Annotated in this window: 15 protein-coding genes; all 15 read right to left on the bottom strand. The window is 34.0% G+C overall.

Features of this window, described 5'->3' with window-relative positions; translation table 11 throughout:
- Nucleotides 1–233 precede the first annotated feature (233 nt).
- Nucleotides 234–1,652, bottom strand: a complete 1,419-nt coding sequence (locus N3C_RS11670) for a DUF4340 domain-containing protein (RefSeq protein WP_074366206.1) — start codon at nucleotides 1,650–1,652, stop codon at nucleotides 234–236.
- The gene (locus N3C_RS11665) at nucleotides 1,639–3,093 is read right to left on the bottom strand and encodes a GldG family protein (RefSeq protein WP_074366205.1); all 1,455 of its coding nucleotides are present in this window, start codon (nucleotides 3,091–3,093) and stop codon (nucleotides 1,639–1,641) included. The genes N3C_RS11670 and N3C_RS11665 overlap by 14 nt, the downstream gene beginning before the upstream one ends.
- Nucleotides 3,093–3,956, bottom strand: coding sequence for an ABC transporter permease (locus tag N3C_RS11660; RefSeq protein ID WP_074366204.1), 864 nt, complete (start codon nucleotides 3,954–3,956; stop codon nucleotides 3,093–3,095). The genes N3C_RS11665 and N3C_RS11660 overlap by 1 nt, the downstream gene beginning before the upstream one ends.
- Entirely contained in the window at nucleotides 3,953–4,960 is a 1,008-nt protein-coding gene (locus tag N3C_RS11655; protein WP_074366203.1) for an ABC transporter ATP-binding protein, read from the bottom strand. The genes N3C_RS11660 and N3C_RS11655 overlap by 4 nt, the downstream gene beginning before the upstream one ends.
- A gap of 209 nt (nucleotides 4,961–5,169) precedes the next feature.
- Entirely contained in the window at nucleotides 5,170–6,378 is a 1,209-nt protein-coding gene (locus N3C_RS11645) for a sensor histidine kinase (RefSeq protein WP_074366201.1), read from the bottom strand.
- Nucleotides 6,371–7,048 carry a response regulator transcription factor gene (locus N3C_RS11640; protein ID WP_074366200.1) on the bottom strand — a complete coding sequence of 226 codons (678 nt, stop codon included), beginning with the start codon at nucleotides 7,046–7,048 and terminating at the stop codon, nucleotides 6,371–6,373. The genes N3C_RS11645 and N3C_RS11640 overlap by 8 nt, the downstream gene beginning before the upstream one ends.
- Nucleotides 7,049–7,280: 232 nt before the next feature.
- Nucleotides 7,281–10,280, bottom strand: a complete 3,000-nt coding sequence (locus N3C_RS11635) for an ABC transporter ATP-binding protein/permease (RefSeq protein ID WP_074366199.1) — start codon at nucleotides 10,278–10,280, stop codon at nucleotides 7,281–7,283.
- 2 nt (nucleotides 10,281–10,282) lie between these two features.
- The gene (gene dnaK / locus N3C_RS11630; RefSeq protein ID WP_074366198.1) at nucleotides 10,283–12,076 is read right to left on the bottom strand and encodes a molecular chaperone DnaK; all 1,794 of its coding nucleotides are present in this window, start codon (nucleotides 12,074–12,076) and stop codon (nucleotides 10,283–10,285) included.
- 329 nt (nucleotides 12,077–12,405) lie between these two features.
- Nucleotides 12,406–13,386 (bottom strand): HAMP domain-containing sensor histidine kinase, encoded by a 981-nt coding sequence (locus tag N3C_RS11625; RefSeq protein ID WP_242944091.1) that lies wholly within the window; start codon nucleotides 13,384–13,386, stop codon nucleotides 12,406–12,408.
- A gap of 71 nt (nucleotides 13,387–13,457) precedes the next feature.
- Nucleotides 13,458–14,132 (bottom strand): response regulator transcription factor, encoded by a 675-nt coding sequence (locus tag N3C_RS11620; RefSeq protein ID WP_074366196.1) that lies wholly within the window; start codon nucleotides 14,130–14,132, stop codon nucleotides 13,458–13,460.
- 163 nt (nucleotides 14,133–14,295) lie between these two features.
- Nucleotides 14,296–14,841: a GNAT family N-acetyltransferase gene (locus N3C_RS11615; protein ID WP_074366195.1), complete on the bottom strand. Its 546-nt coding sequence runs from the start codon at nucleotides 14,839–14,841 to the stop codon at nucleotides 14,296–14,298.
- Between the two features lie 143 nt (nucleotides 14,842–14,984).
- Nucleotides 14,985–15,602 (bottom strand): hypothetical protein, encoded by a 618-nt coding sequence (locus tag N3C_RS11610; protein WP_074366194.1) that lies wholly within the window; start codon nucleotides 15,600–15,602, stop codon nucleotides 14,985–14,987.
- 312 nt (nucleotides 15,603–15,914) lie between these two features.
- A complete protein-coding gene (locus tag N3C_RS11605) occupies nucleotides 15,915–17,015 on the bottom strand; it encodes an AAA family ATPase (protein ID WP_074366193.1) in 1,101 nt (366 codons plus the stop codon).
- On the bottom strand, nucleotides 17,015–18,193 hold the full coding sequence (locus N3C_RS11600) for a hypothetical protein (RefSeq protein WP_074366192.1): 1,179 nt from the start codon (nucleotides 18,191–18,193) through the stop codon (nucleotides 17,015–17,017). Before N3C_RS11600 ends, N3C_RS11605 begins: the two co-directional genes overlap by 1 nt.
- 2 nt (nucleotides 18,194–18,195) lie before the next feature.
- The coding region (locus N3C_RS15095) for a hypothetical protein (RefSeq protein WP_178377813.1) at nucleotides 18,196–18,495 on the bottom strand (300 nt) is incomplete at its 5' end.

Here is an 18,495-nt window from a genome sequence, read left to right as displayed (position 1 = left end):
AATTTGTTATATGCAACTGTCAATAAATATATTATTATGTCGTATGTTGTCATATTATTTATTACATTCTTTATTTTACCCTTTAAATTATTTCCAATATTAACAAGTAATTGTAACCTAACAAACACCCCTCATTTTTAATTTCACCATTATTTAATAAATAAAGTCCGCAATCATAAAAAACTGCGGACTTTATATTTATATTACAGTAGTAATCAAACTTATTATACAAGCTAGTTTAATACAATGCTATGAACGGCTTCAATTAAATCTACCACATCAGAACGTTTAAGTAGTGATACCGGTTTTCCATCAACCTCTGCAAGGCAATAAGTTCCATCATATCTATAGAAAACAATCTTTATTTCCGGAGAGTTTTCCTTATCTAAGGACAAGGTCAATCTTATTTCTTCCTTGTCTGTTGGTTCTTTATCAGTAAAGCTGTCTGATTTCAGATTTTCAAGGACATTTTTTAAATTATTAATTTCAATCTCTTTATCATTATAATAATAGATACGCTTATCATCTTTTTTCTCAGATGTGATGGTGTATTCATTACCTTCTAATGCTATAACAAATTTACTAATATCATCAATTTTTGCTGAAAGTACTTCACTATGTCTAAGTGAATTATAAGAGGCATCTATCAACTTCTTGTAGGAATCTGATGGAATCTTGTATACAATCTTAGACTCTCCCACTCTTGCATAGGCGGTAATTTCTTCTTCCTCAGAGCTATCCTTTTCTTTATCCTTAGATGCTTCTGCAGCTTTCTTTTCTTCTGGATCACGGCTTATATTCAATATAAAGGTACCCGAAGTTTCTTTATCCTCACTATCTTTCGAAGTGTAATTTATAGTTACTGTAAGTTCTGGTGAATTCAAACCATATTTTTGCAAATCCTCATCTGTTGCATTATAGGTTACATAATTAGTTAGATCTAAATAACTGATACTGTTTAAATAGCTATCAATTTTAGAAGTATCAAGAGGTAGTTTTTTTCCATGCTGTTCTGCAAAATATACATCATCAGGATTATAACTGTTGCCGCTATCTTTTTCATATACAATGTTATAATTTTCTATTCCTGCAAATTTAATATCTTTAACATCTACATTGCTAAATACCGGTGTCTTATCGTTATTAATCATATCCCTTAAGCTCACATTAAACTTTTCCAATGGATCATTTTTTACTAGATAAACATTTCCATCGCCGATGGATACATAGCGTTGTGAGTCCATAGTACTGTAGTCCCCTAACTTAACTTCATAGGACTTTTCCTCTGTTGAGAATTTGATAGTACAAATTGGATCATCAAGACCATACTGACCATAGTCCTGAACATCTTCAATAATAAAGGCTGCACCAAATTGCTCGAACTGTCGTAAAAGCTGATTGATTTTATTTTCATTTACAGGAAAAGCCTCATCCTTATCGTACAACCATTTTTTATCTTTGTGAAAGGCAAAGGAATTTGACTCATATTCCCAGGATAAAGTTTTTACTGAATCTCTAGATATGTCTAAAATGATCTTATCACTGTTTTTAATCTTTTCTTTTCGGTCTTCAATACCTCTTACAAGAACTGTTGCAACGCAAATTACAACTAAAATTCCTAATAAAAAGATTAACTTTTTAGATCGTTTCATTTTGCATCCTCCTTCTTCTCAGAACCACACAAATTCCAACAATTAGATAAAGAAGTGGGAATACACCAATCATTATGACTTTCAACATGGAAGAAGTAGAATCACTGATAGTCAAATAATTATAATCAAGTGACTTGCTACGAATTGCTAATGCTTCATTCTCTCCTACTAATGAAGACAGCGAATTCATTGCCAAATCCACATTAGCCCCAGATGAATATGCATTGTACATATCATCCAAGAAGTTTGATGATGTAAACCAAACAATAGCACCGCCATTACTACTGTCAATAGATACTGCCACAGTAAAAGGTCCATCAATATCTCCTGCTTCTTTATCGTAACTAGTTATACTGTATCCTGCTGTTTTGCTAAAAGAAGAATCAGAGGTATTAAGCAGTGCAGTTACTGTTCCAATAGTTGAAGTTTCCTTTATAGTAAGGCCTTGAGCAATCGGCATTATTGGAAAATAATTTTCTTTAATCAAAGAATCTGTAATTTTATGACTTACCATATCTGGCAACAATATATAAGGTTGCTGGAAGGCATAATGCTCTCTGTCTGACTCAATAACAATACCTTCATTAGTTTCCACACCATATTCTGATAATAGACTATATAAATTTATGAGAATTCCATCCTTGGTTGGTCCTGCCATTACCATTAGCTTCCCACCATTTTTAACATAGTCTGATAATAACTTCTTTTCTTCTTCAGAAATATCACTACTTGGCCCATAGATCATAATCACATCTGCATCCTCAGGAATGGAATCTACCTTTAATAGTGACAATTTTTCAACTTCAATATTATCTTTTTCAATCTGATTGCTTAATGTAGATGGAATCTCAGCTTCACCATGTCCCTCTAAAACATACATCTGTGGATGTTCTTCCTTAACTACATAGTCTATAGCAGATGTAATAGCCCCTTCTCCATCAAAGGATGCATTATTGGAATAAGCATTAACACTTGCTTCTCTAACATAAATATCATTGTAACTTATAAAACGGCTTCTATTTCCGCTTTCTACAACTAAACTGTTATTAGCAACCTCTTCATCGGTATACTGTTTTGCAAATGTAGGATATACATCCGGATTCTTTTTAATTATATGAATATAATCAGAAAGACTATCATATTTACTTAATAGATTTTCTATTACCTTATCTTCTTTATCCGCTTGTACAATCCAATAAATATTTACGTCCTGTTTTAATCCATTAACCACCACTTTAGTATTGCTAGTAATGGAATATAGTTTTGAGGAACTGATGTCATATTTAGTTAAGGTTGTAGGCAAAGAAGAAACAAAAATATTTGCTACTATCAAAATAGCCAACACTACTGCGGTTATAATAAGAGAATAGGAACCGCCCCGAAAAGCAATTCGGTTTCTTTCTGTACGCCAGAAAGATTTTAAGTTTTCTATTTTTTTCATCAGTTATACCTCCTTTTCTCAAGTGATTGTACAGATAGGAATAAAAAGAATACAATAATTGTTAAATAGTATACAATAGCTGTCATGTCAAAAACTCCATTTACAAAAGCATAAAATCGCTCAAAGAGTGACAGCTTCTTCATAATACTTGGCAACAAACCTTCGAATTTTTTAGCGTCAATAAGATATGTAATCAAAGTGGCAGCTATAGCTATTATAGAAAATCCATAGCCAAGGTATGAATTTTTTGTCAAATGATCAATGATAATACCAATAACAAATAAAATTATACACATTACTATAAGAGAACCTATAGCTTTAGAAGATACATATTCTGATATACTAACGCTATAGTAATTTAGTAAAATTACAGCAATACCAATACCTGCTGCTAATCCCTGATTTTCAGTTAGAGAAGAAATAAACATGCCAATAGCAATTAGGGCACTTCCCATAATAAAGAATGCTAAAATAGAACCATAAGATGTCAGTAAATATACATCTCCGTACTTTGAAAATATCAAAGGATATATACTAATAATGCATAATGGTATTAGATAAATAGCCAATAATGCAAAAAATTTACCTAGGATTACTTCTGTGCTGCTGATTGGTAGTGAATACAATAGTTGATCTGTCTTTTGCTTCTTTTCCTCTGCAATTATACGCATAGTCAAAATTGGTACTATTACAACAAATATAAGACTACCAAAACTAAGAACATATTCAAAGTTGCTTACTGCAGCCTGTATGTTATACAGCATTGATCCGATTCCTACAAAGGCCAATAGAAAGGCTCCAAAAACATATGCTGTCAAAGAGTTAAAATAACTTCGCAATTCATGTTTCAAAACAGCTATCATTCGTCTGCCTCCTCACTTTCTATTATTTCGCTATCATCGTCCTTTTCTAAAATTTCATTCTCTTTGTTACTGTTTTCTGTAAGTTCAAGGAAGACATCTTCCAAATTTGCCTTTTTCAATGTCATTTCCAGCAATACCTTACCCCTTGCTGCAAATGCATTAAAAATGGCTCTTGAAATATCATAAATAACATCATGGTCTGTTTTTATATGAGCAACAACATATTCCGTTTTTCTTTCCTCAAAGCTAATATCGATAATATGTTTGATATCTCCTAATATATTTTTGATTTCTTCCTCAGTAGCATCCGTTGTAATGATTATCTCACTTGGTACTAACATCATTTTTTCAAGATTTTCTGTTTCACCAAAGGCAATTAGCTTTCCTTTCGAAATTATTAATATTCTGTCACAGATTGCCTGTACTTCAGATAAAATATGGGAGCTAAATATTACCGTGTGTGTCTTTCCAAGTTCCTTGATTAGCTCACGAATTTCGATAATCTGAATTGGATCAAGACCTACGGTAGGTTCGTCAAGAATAATTACCTTAGGATTTCCAAGAAGGGCCTGAGCGATCCCCACCCTCTGCTTGTACCCTTTAGAGAGTGCTGAAATACGGCGATTTTTAACATCTGTAAGTTTAGTTCTCTCTATTACTTCATCAATCTGTTTCCTAAGTTCTTCTCCTCTTAATCCTTTAGCTTCACCTACAAATTTTAAATATTCCAAAGGTGTTTCAGACATATACAATGGCGGATGTTCTGGAAGATAACCTATAAGCTTCTTTGCCTTGTAAGGATCTTCAAAAATATCATAACCATCAATTTTTACATGTCCTGATGTTGCTGACAGACATCCTGTCATTATGTTCATGGTTGTAGATTTTCCAGCTCCATTAGGTCCAAGAAAGCCATATACATGACCTTCATCAATCTGAAAAGAAAGATCATTAACAGCGGTAAAATCACCATAACATTTTGTTAAATGTTCAACAGATATCATAATTAACCTCCTATCTTTGCTTTTAACTGAGCAAGCATCTTAATTATATTATTTAAGGCTGAAATGACGCTGAAAATTTTTTCAGAATTTCTAGGAGATGATAATTTTTGTAAATATTTAAGTATATTGTGACACTCTACAGAGCTTATAGATATCAAAAAAGGATGAAGATTGCATCTATGCATACTTCATCCTATTACTAATTTCCTTTAGGCACAGGGTAGTTCAACATAAAAACAGTTTATTCCATCTCTACTTTCTACCCAAATCTTACCTCTATGTCGCTTTACTATACTCTCAGCAATGGATAGCCCCAAACCAAAACTACCGGTCCTACTTCGTGCTTGATCCCCTCGGTAAAATCGCTTAAATATATTTTGGGCTTCCTCCGGTGAGATACTCTTACCTTCATTTGCTACAACTAATAAACAATGCCCTTTTCTATACTTTCTTAGATTTACCCATGTAGTTCCATCAGCTTTAGAGTATTTTTGAGCATTATCCAGTAAAACATCCATCAACTGATATAGTTGAGCTTCTTGCCCTTTAACTTTAATGCTATTATCTATCTGCACTTTCAAGTTCAGTTTTCTCTCAAAAAAAACTGGTTCAAAAGGAAGAATTGCATCGGATACTAGCTTGCTAAAATCCACAACTTCTATAATCTCCTTTGACTCAACATTATCCGCTCTTGCAAGCTGCAGCATTTTTTCAATTAATCCCCGCATTTGCTGTGACATGGTTAAGATACTATTTATAAACTTCTCCTTAATTTCTTCATCATATTCAGGGCTTTGCGCAAGTTCCGCATTTGTCATAATAACCGTTAGCGGCGTTTTAAGTTCATGGGAGGCATCTGCCACAAACTGCCGTTGCTGTTTCCATGCTAAATCCACCGGTTTTACCGCCCACTTAGACAGCAAAACACTTATGGATAAAAAAATCAAAAAACTTATTACTCCAATGAAGATACTAGATTTAATTAAGTTATCTAAAGTAGCACGTTCACTGGTAATATCCGCAAATACCAAGCATCGATATAATGGCGTATCAACTCGATAATATCGTAAATTATATTCTTCTATAACACCAAGATTTTTAGGAGATGTAAAAGTTTCATCGATAAGATCATATAAAAAATCTTGATCAGATAGATCATAGTATCCTCCACCGGTGGCCACCAACTCACCCCGTCGGCTTAGCTGTATAGCAAAATAGGGCAATCGTACATCATTTCCAAGTTCATTTGGTATCTCTAACTGAAATGGCTGATTAGCAATACTTTTCATCATACTAATACTCTCTGCCTCAAGGTTTGCTCTAGTAAAATGAAAAATCAACCCAAATATAACGCAAAGCATTATAGTTACGATAGTCATATTAATCATAACGAATTTAAAACGTAATTTTTTAATCATCCTTACTTACCCCCAGGTGATATCCTAACCTTCGTATTGCCTCTATCTTAACATTGGAACCAATACTGGCCAGTTTCTTCCTCAAAAAACCGATATAGACTTCCACATGGTTTTCCACTGCATCTGAATCGTAGCCCCATACTCTAGTAAGAAGCAGCTCTTTTGATAAATTCTTTTCTCCAGCCTGAAAGAGTAACCGCATTAAATCAAATTCCTTTGCAGAAAGCCTAACATTGTTCTTACCACAAATCAACATAGCAGAAGAGAGATCTAATGTTGTATTTCCAAATGTTATCTCATCTACATGGGCACCTTGTCTCCGTAATAAGGCATTGATGCATGCCAAAAGTTCCCTAGTGTCGAAAGGTTTTGTCAAGTAATAATCTGCACCGGAATTCAAACCAGCAATTCTATCTTCCAATTCGGATTTTGCGGTTAACATTAATATTGGTGTTCCTAAATGCTTGGCACGAATTCTTCTAGCGATTTTATATCCATCTATTTTAGGCAACATAATATCCAGAATTACTAAATCATAAATACCTAATTCTGCATATTCCTTTCCCTCTTCTCCATCATAAGCAACATCAACTTCAAAACCTTTTGTGGTCAAAAATGACTTAATAGAATCAGCTAGTAAACTTTCATCTTCAATAACTAATATCTTCAAGGTGCTTCACCTCCAGTATTCCTATCTTATAATGATACTATATAATTCTGAATTAAAGCTGAAATAAATTGCCCGTAAAATTACAATTTTCTACTGTCTTACATTATTGTAATCCAATCCAAAAACAATATCAAATCCTTATAATATGAATATCTTTCTTAAACTACATGTAAAATTACTGATGATTTAAATATATAAAAAATGCGGATTCCTAAGAATCCGCAAATTGATTTTATTCTGTTCTTAAGGCCACAACAGGGTCCTTCTTAGCTGCGCTGCGAGATGGAATAACTCCGGCAATCAATGTCAACAGCATACTGATAACAATTAGGATGATAGCTGTAGGCACTGGCAAAATAGCATTAAGATTATTAAGTCCTGTTACATGGTGCAATATTATATTGATTGGTATGCATAGCAAATATGTGATTACTACTCCAAGCAAGCCAGATGTAAACCCAATAATGACAGTTTCTGCATTAAACATACTAGAAACATTTCTCTTTGATGCTCCAATAGCACGTAGAATACCGATTTCTTTAGTACGCTCCTGCACTGAGATCAGTGTAATAACACCAATCATAATAGAAGAAACTATTAGTGATACTGCTACAAATGCAATTAGCACGTAGGTAATAGCATCAATAATGGTAGTAACTGATGACATCATAATCCCTACATAGTCTGTATAGTGAATTTCTTTGAGGTCATCAACCTTTTCATTGTATTCTGCAATAGCATCCTTGATAAGATCCTTATTCTCAAAGGAAGAAGCATACAAATTAACAGAAGCAGGGCTATCAAGATCAACACAACCTAATTTTATTAAATTATCTTCATAGGTAGTATCGGAAAATTCTAGTATTTCATCGTAATACTTAGCACACATCTCCTCCGTATATTGAGCAATTGCAGCATCCAAGGCAGCAGCTAATTGGTCATTTGTCATTGTACCCATCTGCTGTTTAACCTTGGTAGCATATTGTGTCTTATACTGCTCTGTTAATGCTTGAGTAAACAATGCTTTTAGATCCTCATCGCTCATGGAAGACATATATTCTGCTATAGTTGCCTCATCCATGCTAGTCTGCTCTGCCATAGCTGGTGCAATAGCTTCTTCCATATCAGCTCTTGTCATATTTCCAAGAGTGTTTGTAACAAACTGATTGATAGATTCTTCACTAGGAATACTCATAATCTTAAGATAAGCATCAGCTTTTCCTGAAACATCAAGAGCGGAAATATACTCTTTAAAATCCTTTGCCTTTTTTTCATTACTTACTGTACCCTCTGTATCCTTAAATGGCAGTCCTGTGAAAATATCCATGTTAGGATTTTGCTTCTGTGCCTTTACTACTTCTGATTGTGATGCTTTCTCAATGATATATTCTGTAAGTTTGCTTGTATATCCAATGGAGCCTTGATTTGATGCCGCAATGGAGTTTTCACTAGGCTTTGCAATACCAACAACATGAAGTGTCAAGCCATTATCATATAGGTATTTCAACCCAGTTTCACTATTACGAAGATCAGTATAAGTACCAGTTTTCTCATCATAAGTGTAGGCATCGGAATTTAAAATTGTTCTAAATTCCATATTGCATATATCTTCATAGGACCATTTCTGAACCTCATAATCCACAGTGGTATGATTAATTGATGCCTCCATTAGCTTCTTTATTTCCTCTTCAGATTTTAGTCCTAGTGCATACAAGGTCATATCATCTAGCTCATTATTTTCATCAACAAACAATACTATCTCATCATATCTTGTAGGCCAATTTCCATATAACAAATCATACTGTTTCTCTATTACATCATTTACAAGTTTTCCATTATCACCTGGAATCAATTCTTTCCATAACTTCATGGATGAAGTCATCATGGAAGAAATACCACCCATAGGAGACTTATCACGGAGAGCAAGCATAGAAGACATATCTACTCCCATGTATTTTTTCATAATTTCTAAGGTTAAAGCTTCTGTATCGGAACGCATAATAGTACCATCAACGTTTTTAGTATAAATAAGAAGATCTGTATCATAGGTATACTGAACACCAGCCAAAGCGGTATTAAGCTTACTACCTTCTTTAGCCCTTTCTTCCTCAATGAATTTCTTAAATTCTTTCAAGTCATTTTCCTGTGTTTCAAGGGAATTCATTGCATTTGTCATTTCATATAGCATTGCTTTTTGGTAAATAGCATCATTCTCATGCTCTGAAATAGACTCTGCTTTTCCCATAAAGGTTGAAAGCAGTGTTGATGTATCCACGCTTTGTGCTTCAATGGTTAATGGATAGGATGAAAGAGTTTCCTCCTGCACAGAATCTATAAAGCTAGTAGTACCTTGAGATACTGCATAAATTAAAGCAATACCTATAATACCAATGGAACCAGCAAAGCTAGTTAATGCTGTTCTACCCTTTTTAGTAAATAAATTATTTAGCGAAAGGCCAAAGGAAGTTCCAAAGGACATGGATGGTTTTTTCTTTTTACCATTATTTTCTTCCCTGTTTTTGGCCTTAGCAACTTCCTGCTTTACCTCTTCCTCAGTAAGAGGCATGCTATCACTGATAATATTACCATCAAGCATTCTTACGATTCTTGTTGAATATTTTTCAGCCAGTTCTGGGTTATGGGTAACCATAACAACGAGACGATCCTTAGCGATTTCTTTGAGAATATCCATAACCTGAACGCTGGTTTCAGTATCTAGGGCACCGGTAGGTTCATCCGCTAATATGATGTCTGGATTATTAACTATAGCACGAGCAATGGCAACTCTTTGCATCTGACCACCGGACATTTCTGATGGCTTCTTTCTTAGTTGATTTCCAAGTCCTACCTTTTCCAAAGCTTCCTTTGCTCTTTTACGACGTTCCTTCTTTGATACCCCAGACAAAGTTAAAGCAAGTTCTACATTGGCTAATACAGTCTGATGAGGTATTAGGTTATAGCTTTGAAATACGAAACCAACGGAATGATTTCGGTATGCATCCCAATCTCTATCCTTATATTCCTTTGTAGATCTTCCATTGATTATAAGATCTCCAGATGTATACTGATCAAGACCTCCTATAATGTTCAACATTGTTGTTTTTCCACAGCCGGAAGGTCCAAGGATAGATACAAATTCGCTATCACGGAATTTTAAATCTATTCCTTTCAACGCCTGCACATCTTCGCCACCGGCAGGGTAAATCTTAGTTATTTTCTTAAGTTCAAGCAACTTCATTCCTCCTTACTTTCTGTGTACATACCTGCCATATGGCAGGCCTTTAAACTACTTGAATTCAATTGATTGATAGCATTTCGGATAGACTCTATATCACTTTCCATAATCTTATCCAACTTTGCCTTACTTAGCAGCTTTCGCAGGTTGTTAATATCCCCTTTAATCTGCTTCTTTTCTCCCTTAGAAAGTTCCTTTTTTACTTTGCTGAGTGCTGTTTCAGCACCGTTCAGACACTTATTTGCCTCATTAATTAAATCAAGTGCCTGACGGCGGATCCCATCCTGCTTTCTGTATAGCTCTGCGTCGCGGATTGCCGCTTCTATTTCTGCATCAGACATACGCTCATTATCGGTAATAGTAATGGATTGCTCCTTACCAGTATCCAGATCCTTGGCTGATACCTTCAAAATGCCGTTTGTATCTATATCAAAGATGACTTCAATTTGTGGAACTCCAGCTGAAGCTGGCTTGATTCCCTTAAGTCTAAACTTTCCAATACATTTATTATCCCTTGCCATGGGCCGTTCTCCCTGCAGAACGTTAATTTCTACACTTCTCTGAAAGGGTGCCGCTGTAGTAAAAATCTTTGAATAATGTACTGGAAGGGTCGTATTTCTTTCCACTAAAGGTGTGGCCACACCACCTACCGTTTCTATGGATAAACTAAGGGGTGTAACATCCAGCAATAAAATATTATTACCTCCACCATAGAGGGTTATCCCTCCCTTAGAGAGATTATCTGCCAGCACAGCCGCTCCCTGGGCCACACATTCATCCGCATTTATGTTCTGTGAAGGAATCAAACCGGTCAGCTTCCTAACCTTTTCCTGTACCGCCGGTATCCTTGTGGAGCCTCCTACCAGTAGTACCTTACCAAGTTCCGATGCTGCAATTCCTGCATCCATAAGGGCATTTTGAACGGGAATAGCTGTCCTTTCCACAAGGTCACCGGTTAAATCATTAAATACTGTCCGTGTTAACATATATTCAAAATTGATGGTATTTCCTCGTTTCTGAGTTAAATAAGGAAGTGTAATATAACTGCTTTCTGCACTAGATAACTCCTTTTTCGCTTGTGCAGCCGCATCCTTTAGCCTCTGATATGCAGCAAAGTCCTTTCTAACGTCCACATTATATTCCTTTTTTATTAATTCCACAAGATAATTTATAATTCGCCCATCAAAATCATCACCACCAAGATGATTATCACCATTGGTGGCAAGAACCTCAATTACTCCTTCACCAATTTCAATAATTGAAACGTCAAAGGTCCCACCACCAAGATCATAGACCATAACTTTCTGCGGTGTTTCGTTATCTAGTCCGTATGCAAGGGCAGCGCTGGTAGGTTCGTTAATTATACGTAATACATTCAACCCCGCAATACGTCCTGCATCCTTCGTTGCCTGACGTTGAATATCGTTAAAATAGGCAGGAACAGTGATAACAGCATCTGTTACAGTTTCACCAAGATAAGCTTCCGCATCCATTTTCAGCTTACTTAGTATCATAGCACTGATTTCCTGTGGTGAATAGTACTTTCCGTCAATCTCCTTCTTCCAATTTGTACCCATATGTCGCTTAACAGAGCTGATAGTCCCCTCACTATTAATAACTGCCTGTCTTCTTGCTGCTTCACCTACTAGCCTTTCCCCATACTTTGTAAAGGCAACAACACTGGGGGTTGTACCATTTCCTTTTTCATCAGGAATTACTACCGCTTTTCCCCCTTCCACCACAGCAACACAACTGTTGGTGGTTCCAAGATCTATCCCCATAGCTTTACCCATATTCTCTATCCTTTCTGTCAGCTAGCAAATAGCAAACCATACATCAGTAACTGAATGAAATAAAGGTAAAAAAAATTTTTCATAAAAACCTCCTTGGAAAATTTATGTCCTACAAATTAAAGCATTTTTCTAAACTGAAACTAAACTAATTTTTTATTCCTATCATCTTACTAACAATGATTTTTATAACATCCTTTTCTAAACTGAATCTAAACAATAAAAAATCAGCTGCTGATGAGCGGCAAAATTAAAAATGCTTCACTTATGGTTAACAGCAATAAAAGCTATCTACCACAAAAGAAGCATTAATTGTCGGTTTTAATATATATCTATTTGGGTAATGAAACAGTAAACACAGTCTTGCGGTTACCAGATGAAACGGTAATATCTCCACCGTGTAAGTCGAGAATTTTCTTAACTATAGCTAGCCCAATACCATTACCTACACTGGAATGGGACTCATCCACCTGATAAAATTTTCGAAAAATCCGTTCCTTTGCTCCCTCCGGTATTTCCTCTCCAGTATCGGAGATAGATACAAGGAGTCTACTCTCCATTTCCGTTATATCAATTCTTACTGTACCTCCATCGTCGCTGTATTTAATTGCGTTATCCAGTAAATTAATCCAAACCTCTTTCAACATTTCTTCATTAGCATAAACGATATATTCATCAAAGTTAATATCCAGCTCAATATTCTTTTTACTCCACTTATTTTCAAGAAGCAGAACACAGTTGCGGATTTGCTCAGAAAGATTGAATTCAGAAACTCCTGTTAGAATAGTTTGGTTTTCTACCTTGGTCAAATTTAAAACGTTGGTGGCCATAGCCGCAAGGCGAAGGGATTCCTCTTCGATAATATTGATATAGTCCATCTTTTGTTCTTCTGTAAGGTTTCCTTGCTTTAAAAGCTTTGCAAATCCTGCGATAGATACGATAGGTGTTTTGAACTCGTGAGAAAAGTTGTTAATAAAATCGGATCGAAGCATTTCTGTCCTTTCCAACTCCTCTGCCATATGATTAAAACTTTCCATCAATTCTTTTGCTGTAGGATGCTTGTCAAAATGCTTACCAAAATGGAGCCGTGTCTTATAGTCACCAGAAGCCAGCCGATTCATTGCATTGATAAAAGAATTGACCGGTTTAAGTGGTATACGGCTAGTTACAGTAGTGAGAACAGATCCAAGAAGCACACTAGCTGTCATCATATTTATAATCAAATGCTTAACTCGAGGTACATCCTTGCCATGCTCCAAAACTCCCCTTTGAATCAAAATGATAATTGCTGCTCCTACTATGAACATTGTCATAATAAAAAAGCAGAACACCACCGATGAAAACAGTATAGTCAGAGCCAACCGTTGCTTACGCTCTATTCCCTTCATATCTTTTTCACCGCCTTATAACCAAGCCCCCGCACCGATTCAATCTCAAATTCCTTCCATCCCTCAAACCTCTTACGAAGCCTTCCAATATGCACCGTCACCGTTTCCCATCCCGATTCACTATCATTTCCCCAGATTTCATCCATTAGTTGAATGCGAGTAAATATTTTTCCAGGATAGGACAGCAATTTATACAAAAGTAAAAACTCTTTTTGAGGAAGCTCCTGTACCTCATTGCCTTTCCTTACTGTAAAGCTATTATAATCTAAGGTTACATCGCCAATAACAATTTTTTGCTCACTGGCAATCTGAGCACGGCGAAGAAGAGCTTTGATACGTAAAATCATTTCCTCCGCATCAAAGGGCTTTGTAATATAATCGTCCGTCCCCACCAGAAAGCCTTTTCGTTTGTCTTGTGGAAGTTGTTTGGCAGAAACCATAAGGATTGGTAGATTATTGTCGCTATCACGTAGTGCCTTTGTAAATTCATATCCATCCATATTAGGCATCATAATGTCTAGTACTATAAGGTCAATATGTTCTCTATCCATCACTTCCAGTGCTTCTTCACCATTTGTGGCAGTAAGTACAGTATAGTTTTCCGCTGCCAATACTGCTTCTATATATTTACGTGTATTTTTATCATCATCAACTACTAAAATCCTAATCATATTCGTCTCCTCATATTAGTTAAAAGTTCTTTTATTTATAACATCTATTATTTCTCAAAAGCTTTACTACCTTAACTCAATCCTTATTATATGAAAAATCATAAACTCAAAATAAACTTATCCCAATTTGTAAATCCGCAATCAAGCATTTTGTCACACCTTTTCATAATTCCAATCTCATATGAATAACTTCTTGAAAACCGGATATACGAGAATTAAATCCTTTAGGATTTCTTCCATATTCAACAAAACCTGCCCTTTTATACATTGATACAGCCCTTTCATTTTCAGCAACAACGGTAAGTTCCAGCTGCACATATCCTGCCTTTCTCGCACATTCAATGCAGGCTTCCATTAAGGCTTTTCCAATTCCAAGGCTCCAAAATTCTTTCGCCACGCTAACACCTAAATCTGCACGATGCCTTAGCTTGTATATTCTTCCTAATGCTGATATCCCTGCCATTCCTACTACCATATCATCAACCAGTGCAAGTATTTGCACCTCATTTTCACTATCAGCCTTTTCTTTAAGAAATTGACCTTCCTCTTCTATATTAAGGATACTCTCATCAGGATATGAAAGGAGATAGTCGGTCTCCCCATGAGTTAAATTGAAAATATCAATTACAGTTTGAGCATCACTTTCAAAAGCATTTCTCAAAAGGCACCGTTTTCCATTTTTCAAACTAATAATTTTTTCATATTTCATATATACAACTCCTTCACAAACTAGTATCAAACCTATATTAATACCCTAATTTCTAGGAATACTATAATGACTAAATATATCTATATTTAAAGCAAGTACTTTGCAAAAATATTTTAAACAATAATCATGAAATTTTGTCAGTGTTAAGAAATTAGTTGATAATTTTGTGACATTGAAGAAGCTAGTTCTTCAAATTTATCATTTAAATGGATAGGAGTCCATTCCGGACTTTTACAGATGAAAACATAATCAAAGTTTTCATTATGAATAGATTTTATATTATCAGTATGCTCAAAGGGAAATATTCCATCTAGACTATAGATTTGCGAATCTTTTCTTCTAATCCATTTTACCTTTGTATCTGGCCTCTCTTCAATTACTCTTCTCAACCAGTTACCACAGTTATAAGAATCATTACCCTTATAATAGTGATAGTAATCATGGTGGAAATCGATATTTACAATAAGCAATTGTAACTTCCTTGGTATCCTATCAATAATACTTTTTATATATTTATGATTATCCGCCTTTAGTAAATTTAATTTTGATATTTTCAAATCCATTAGGAACTTTTTTAAATAATAAAAGTCATCAATTACTCCAACTTTCTTAAGTTGTGGATATCTTAGATATCTTTCTTTCCAGATGCACTTAAGCTCACTACTTAGCATCTCATCATTTACATTGGGAAAATATATATCTCTTTCCTTTGATGAAGCATCAATAAAATAATCAAAATCAATGCTTAATACCCCTACCATATTATCCCCCCTATGTTAATGAAAAGAAAGTAATAAATGGATTTATATTTATTATAAAATATAAGTTTTAAATTTTCAAAAAGGCTTGCTAATTGAAATGTTTTTAACAAACTTACCCATATCACTTTTATTACAGTTACCCTGTTAGTAAGATGAAAAAAATAAATGTTCCTAACATTGTAACCTTCAACAAAATAGCTGTAAGAAAAGTTCAATGTATGGAATCCCTTTAATTATGCTAGAAACCCTTAGTAACAATTACTTATATTTAATATTTATTAATAACTAAATATAACATATCTCATTTTATAATTATTGCAAATCTTTAAAATCACTAATTGTAATTATAGACAAATCATCTCTGGATGCATTATCTATATTTATTACCCTTCTTGCATGATTCATTATTAAAGTATCATATATGTTACGCACTAAACGACCATTTGCAAAGTTTTCACTTTTTTTACTTATCTCATTTTCAAAAAAAATTTTTACTTTTTCCCTGACTTCTTCACTTAATCGATAGTCATTCTTTTCACACATACTTACTAAGATTTTTACTAGTTCTTCAGAGTTATAATCGTCAAATTCAATAAATGTATTAAATCTTGATTTTAAGCCTGGATTGGATTCAAAAAACTTATTCATTGGTTCTGTATAACCAGCAACAATAACAACTAAATCATCTCTATAATCTTCCAATGCTTTAGTAAGTTCCGTTAAACACTCTCTTCCATAAGAATCACTATGATCATTTTCAGTAATACTGTAAGCTTCATCAATAAATAAAACGCCACCTTTTGCACGTTCTATTACTTTCTTAACTTTAAGGGCTGTCTGGCCTTGATAGCCTGCTATAAGATCTGTTCTAGACACTTCAATAAAATGTCCCTTTGATAGAAGTCCTATTTGCTTGTATACTCTACCAACAATTCTTGCCACCGTTGTTTTCCCAGTTCCCGGATTTCCTGTAAATGCTAAATGCAAAGTATTTTTTGATGAACGAAGATTATTCTCTCTACGTAGCTTTTGTACTTTTTGATAAATAATTAAATCATTAACTTTAGCTTTAACTTTCTCCAAACCAACAAGACCATTTAGTTCATCTAAAAGTTCTTGTAAAGTTCTTTTATCTTCCTGTGTTTCTGTATCTTGTTTGCAAATACTTTGCAATGTTTTATAACCATAGTAATCAATTAAATTTGAATTCAACAACTGTGCTATCCGCTTAATATCAATACTATATTCAGCATTATCTATTATATCTGATATTTTTTTAAGTAGTAAAATTGTAGCTTCTCTACTGTTTTCCTCTATTATGGCTGATGCAAGCTTTGTAATCTCACCACAAGCATCTGTAATAGCATCTAATTTTGACCCATTATTTATTAATGCCTTTTTATATTTTTCCATTATATCACCTTCAAAAGAATAACGATTAATTCAACAATTGCAAGTCCTAATGATCCACCAGCAAGTAAATAGGCATATTTCATTTTTCTATTTAACATATTGATAGCTGTATCATTCTTTTCAACAACACTTGCTATTACAGCATCATTCTTTTCTTTATTACTTTGAATAATACTTCTCGTCTCATCACTTTGCTTTTTCAATTCAGATAATTGACTAGAATGGAACTTGCTACTATTCCAAATTTCATCCACATCACTCAAATGTTTGATATTGCTTAGTTTTGCTTTATAATCTTTCAATTCATCCATGCTCATTTTATTAGCTTGTACAAGTTCAAGTATATTGCTATTCTGTTCCTTTAATTCTTCTATAGCAACGGAATAAGCTGCTGTCTGTTCCCAGATACTATCTACATCATTTAAATGCTTTATCTCATCAAGATCTTTTTTATGCTCTTGCAGATCTTCAATAGATGATAATAGTTTTTCTATATCGCCTTGTTGTTTATATACAGTATCTTTAAAAGAATTTATCTCATTAAAAATATTAGATAAAGATTTATGTATATTTAATAAAGAATTCCACATTATATCTATATCTTGTAGGTGATCTATTTTCTCTAATTTACTAATAAAAGATATTATAGCTTCAAGTTTTAAACTTTGTTGCTTTAGATCATTTGAAAGATTATTCATTTCATAAATTAATGCTTCACTACTATCCCATAATTTATCAATATCCTTAAGATGAGTATATCCATCCACTTTTTGTTTGAATTTTTTTAAAACCTCAAGGGCTCTTTTTTGATCATCTACAATCATGCTTATTTTTTCATGAGCTTCTTGAATACTTTTGCTTGTTATTTCATTAGCTTTGATAGCCGTTACGATACCTTGAATGTATTCCTTATCCAAAGCATCTAATGCGTTATATACCTCACCAAACTCTTTGATGGTTTTATTACTCAAATTATTTAAATATATTAAATGTTCCTGTATAACACTAAGTCTACTATTTAATTCGTATCCCGTAACCTTATGATTTCCGAGTCCTAAAAATCCACCATCCGTTTTGACAGTAGAAATTTTCAAATCATCTGATGTCTTTTTCGAAAAATCCTTTAACCTATTTTTTGCTACTTCAAAATTATGAGACTTTGGAACTAATGTACTCATTTTTATTCCTCCCTTAGCAGTTTGTCCAATTCGTCAGAAATTTCCTCTAAATCATTATTTATATCCTCAGATATTTTCGTTCTACTATAAATAATATCAATAGAATCCTTCATAATTTCTGAAGCCTCTTTATGTCTAGTAAGTATATTTTCTACTGTTGAAGCTTTAACATCATCAAGTATATCATTTTTACAATGAGTATCATCATTCTTGATTATTGAAATAACATTATCTGATGAAAAATCCTCTTTAGTATTCTTAGTTTGGGAATTAGTTTTGCTTTTTCCTTTTACATTTTTATT

It is taken from the genome of Clostridium sp. N3C (assembly GCF_900095445.1).
Lineage (GTDB): Bacteria > Bacillota > Clostridia > Clostridiales > Clostridiaceae > Clostridium_AU.
The sequence above is the reverse complement of the archived record's forward strand: the minus strand, read 5'-3'. Positions and strand labels throughout refer to the sequence as shown.

Excerpts from the sequence above, each read along its gene's own strand:
- N3C_RS11605 (WP_074366193.1), bottom strand. The coding sequence starts at position 17,015 with ATGGAAAAATATAAAAAGGCATTAATAAATAATGGGTCAAAATTAGAT.
- N3C_RS11655 (WP_074366203.1), bottom strand. The coding sequence starts at position 4,960 with ATGATATCTGTTGAACATTTAACAAAATGTTATGGTGATTTTACCGCT.
- dnaK (WP_074366198.1), bottom strand. The coding sequence starts at position 12,076 with ATGGGTAAAGCTATGGGGATAGATCTTGGAACCACCAACAGTTGTGTT.
- N3C_RS11600 (WP_074366192.1), bottom strand. The coding sequence starts at position 18,193 with ATGAGTACATTAGTTCCAAAGTCTCATAATTTTGAAGTAGCAAAAAAT.
- N3C_RS11610 (WP_074366194.1), bottom strand. The coding sequence starts at position 15,602 with ATGGTAGGGGTATTAAGCATTGATTTTGATTATTTTATTGATGCTTCA.
- N3C_RS11645 (WP_074366201.1), bottom strand. The coding sequence starts at position 6,378 with ATGATTAAAAAATTACGTTTTAAATTCGTTATGATTAATATGACTATC.
- N3C_RS11625 (WP_242944091.1), bottom strand. The coding sequence starts at position 13,386 with ATGACAATGTTCATAGTAGGAGCAGCAATTATCATTTTGATTCAAAGG.
- N3C_RS11620 (WP_074366196.1), bottom strand. The coding sequence starts at position 14,132 with ATGATTAGGATTTTAGTAGTTGATGATGATAAAAATACACGTAAATAT.
- N3C_RS11615 (WP_074366195.1), bottom strand. The coding sequence starts at position 14,841 with ATGAAATATGAAAAAATTATTAGTTTGAAAAATGGAAAACGGTGCCTT.
- N3C_RS11660 (WP_074366204.1), bottom strand. The coding sequence starts at position 3,956 with ATGATAGCTGTTTTGAAACATGAATTGCGAAGTTATTTTAACTCTTTG.
- N3C_RS11670 (WP_074366206.1), bottom strand. The coding sequence starts at position 1,652 with ATGAAACGATCTAAAAAGTTAATCTTTTTATTAGGAATTTTAGTTGTA.
- N3C_RS11665 (WP_074366205.1), bottom strand. The coding sequence starts at position 3,093 with ATGAAAAAAATAGAAAACTTAAAATCTTTCTGGCGTACAGAAAGAAAC.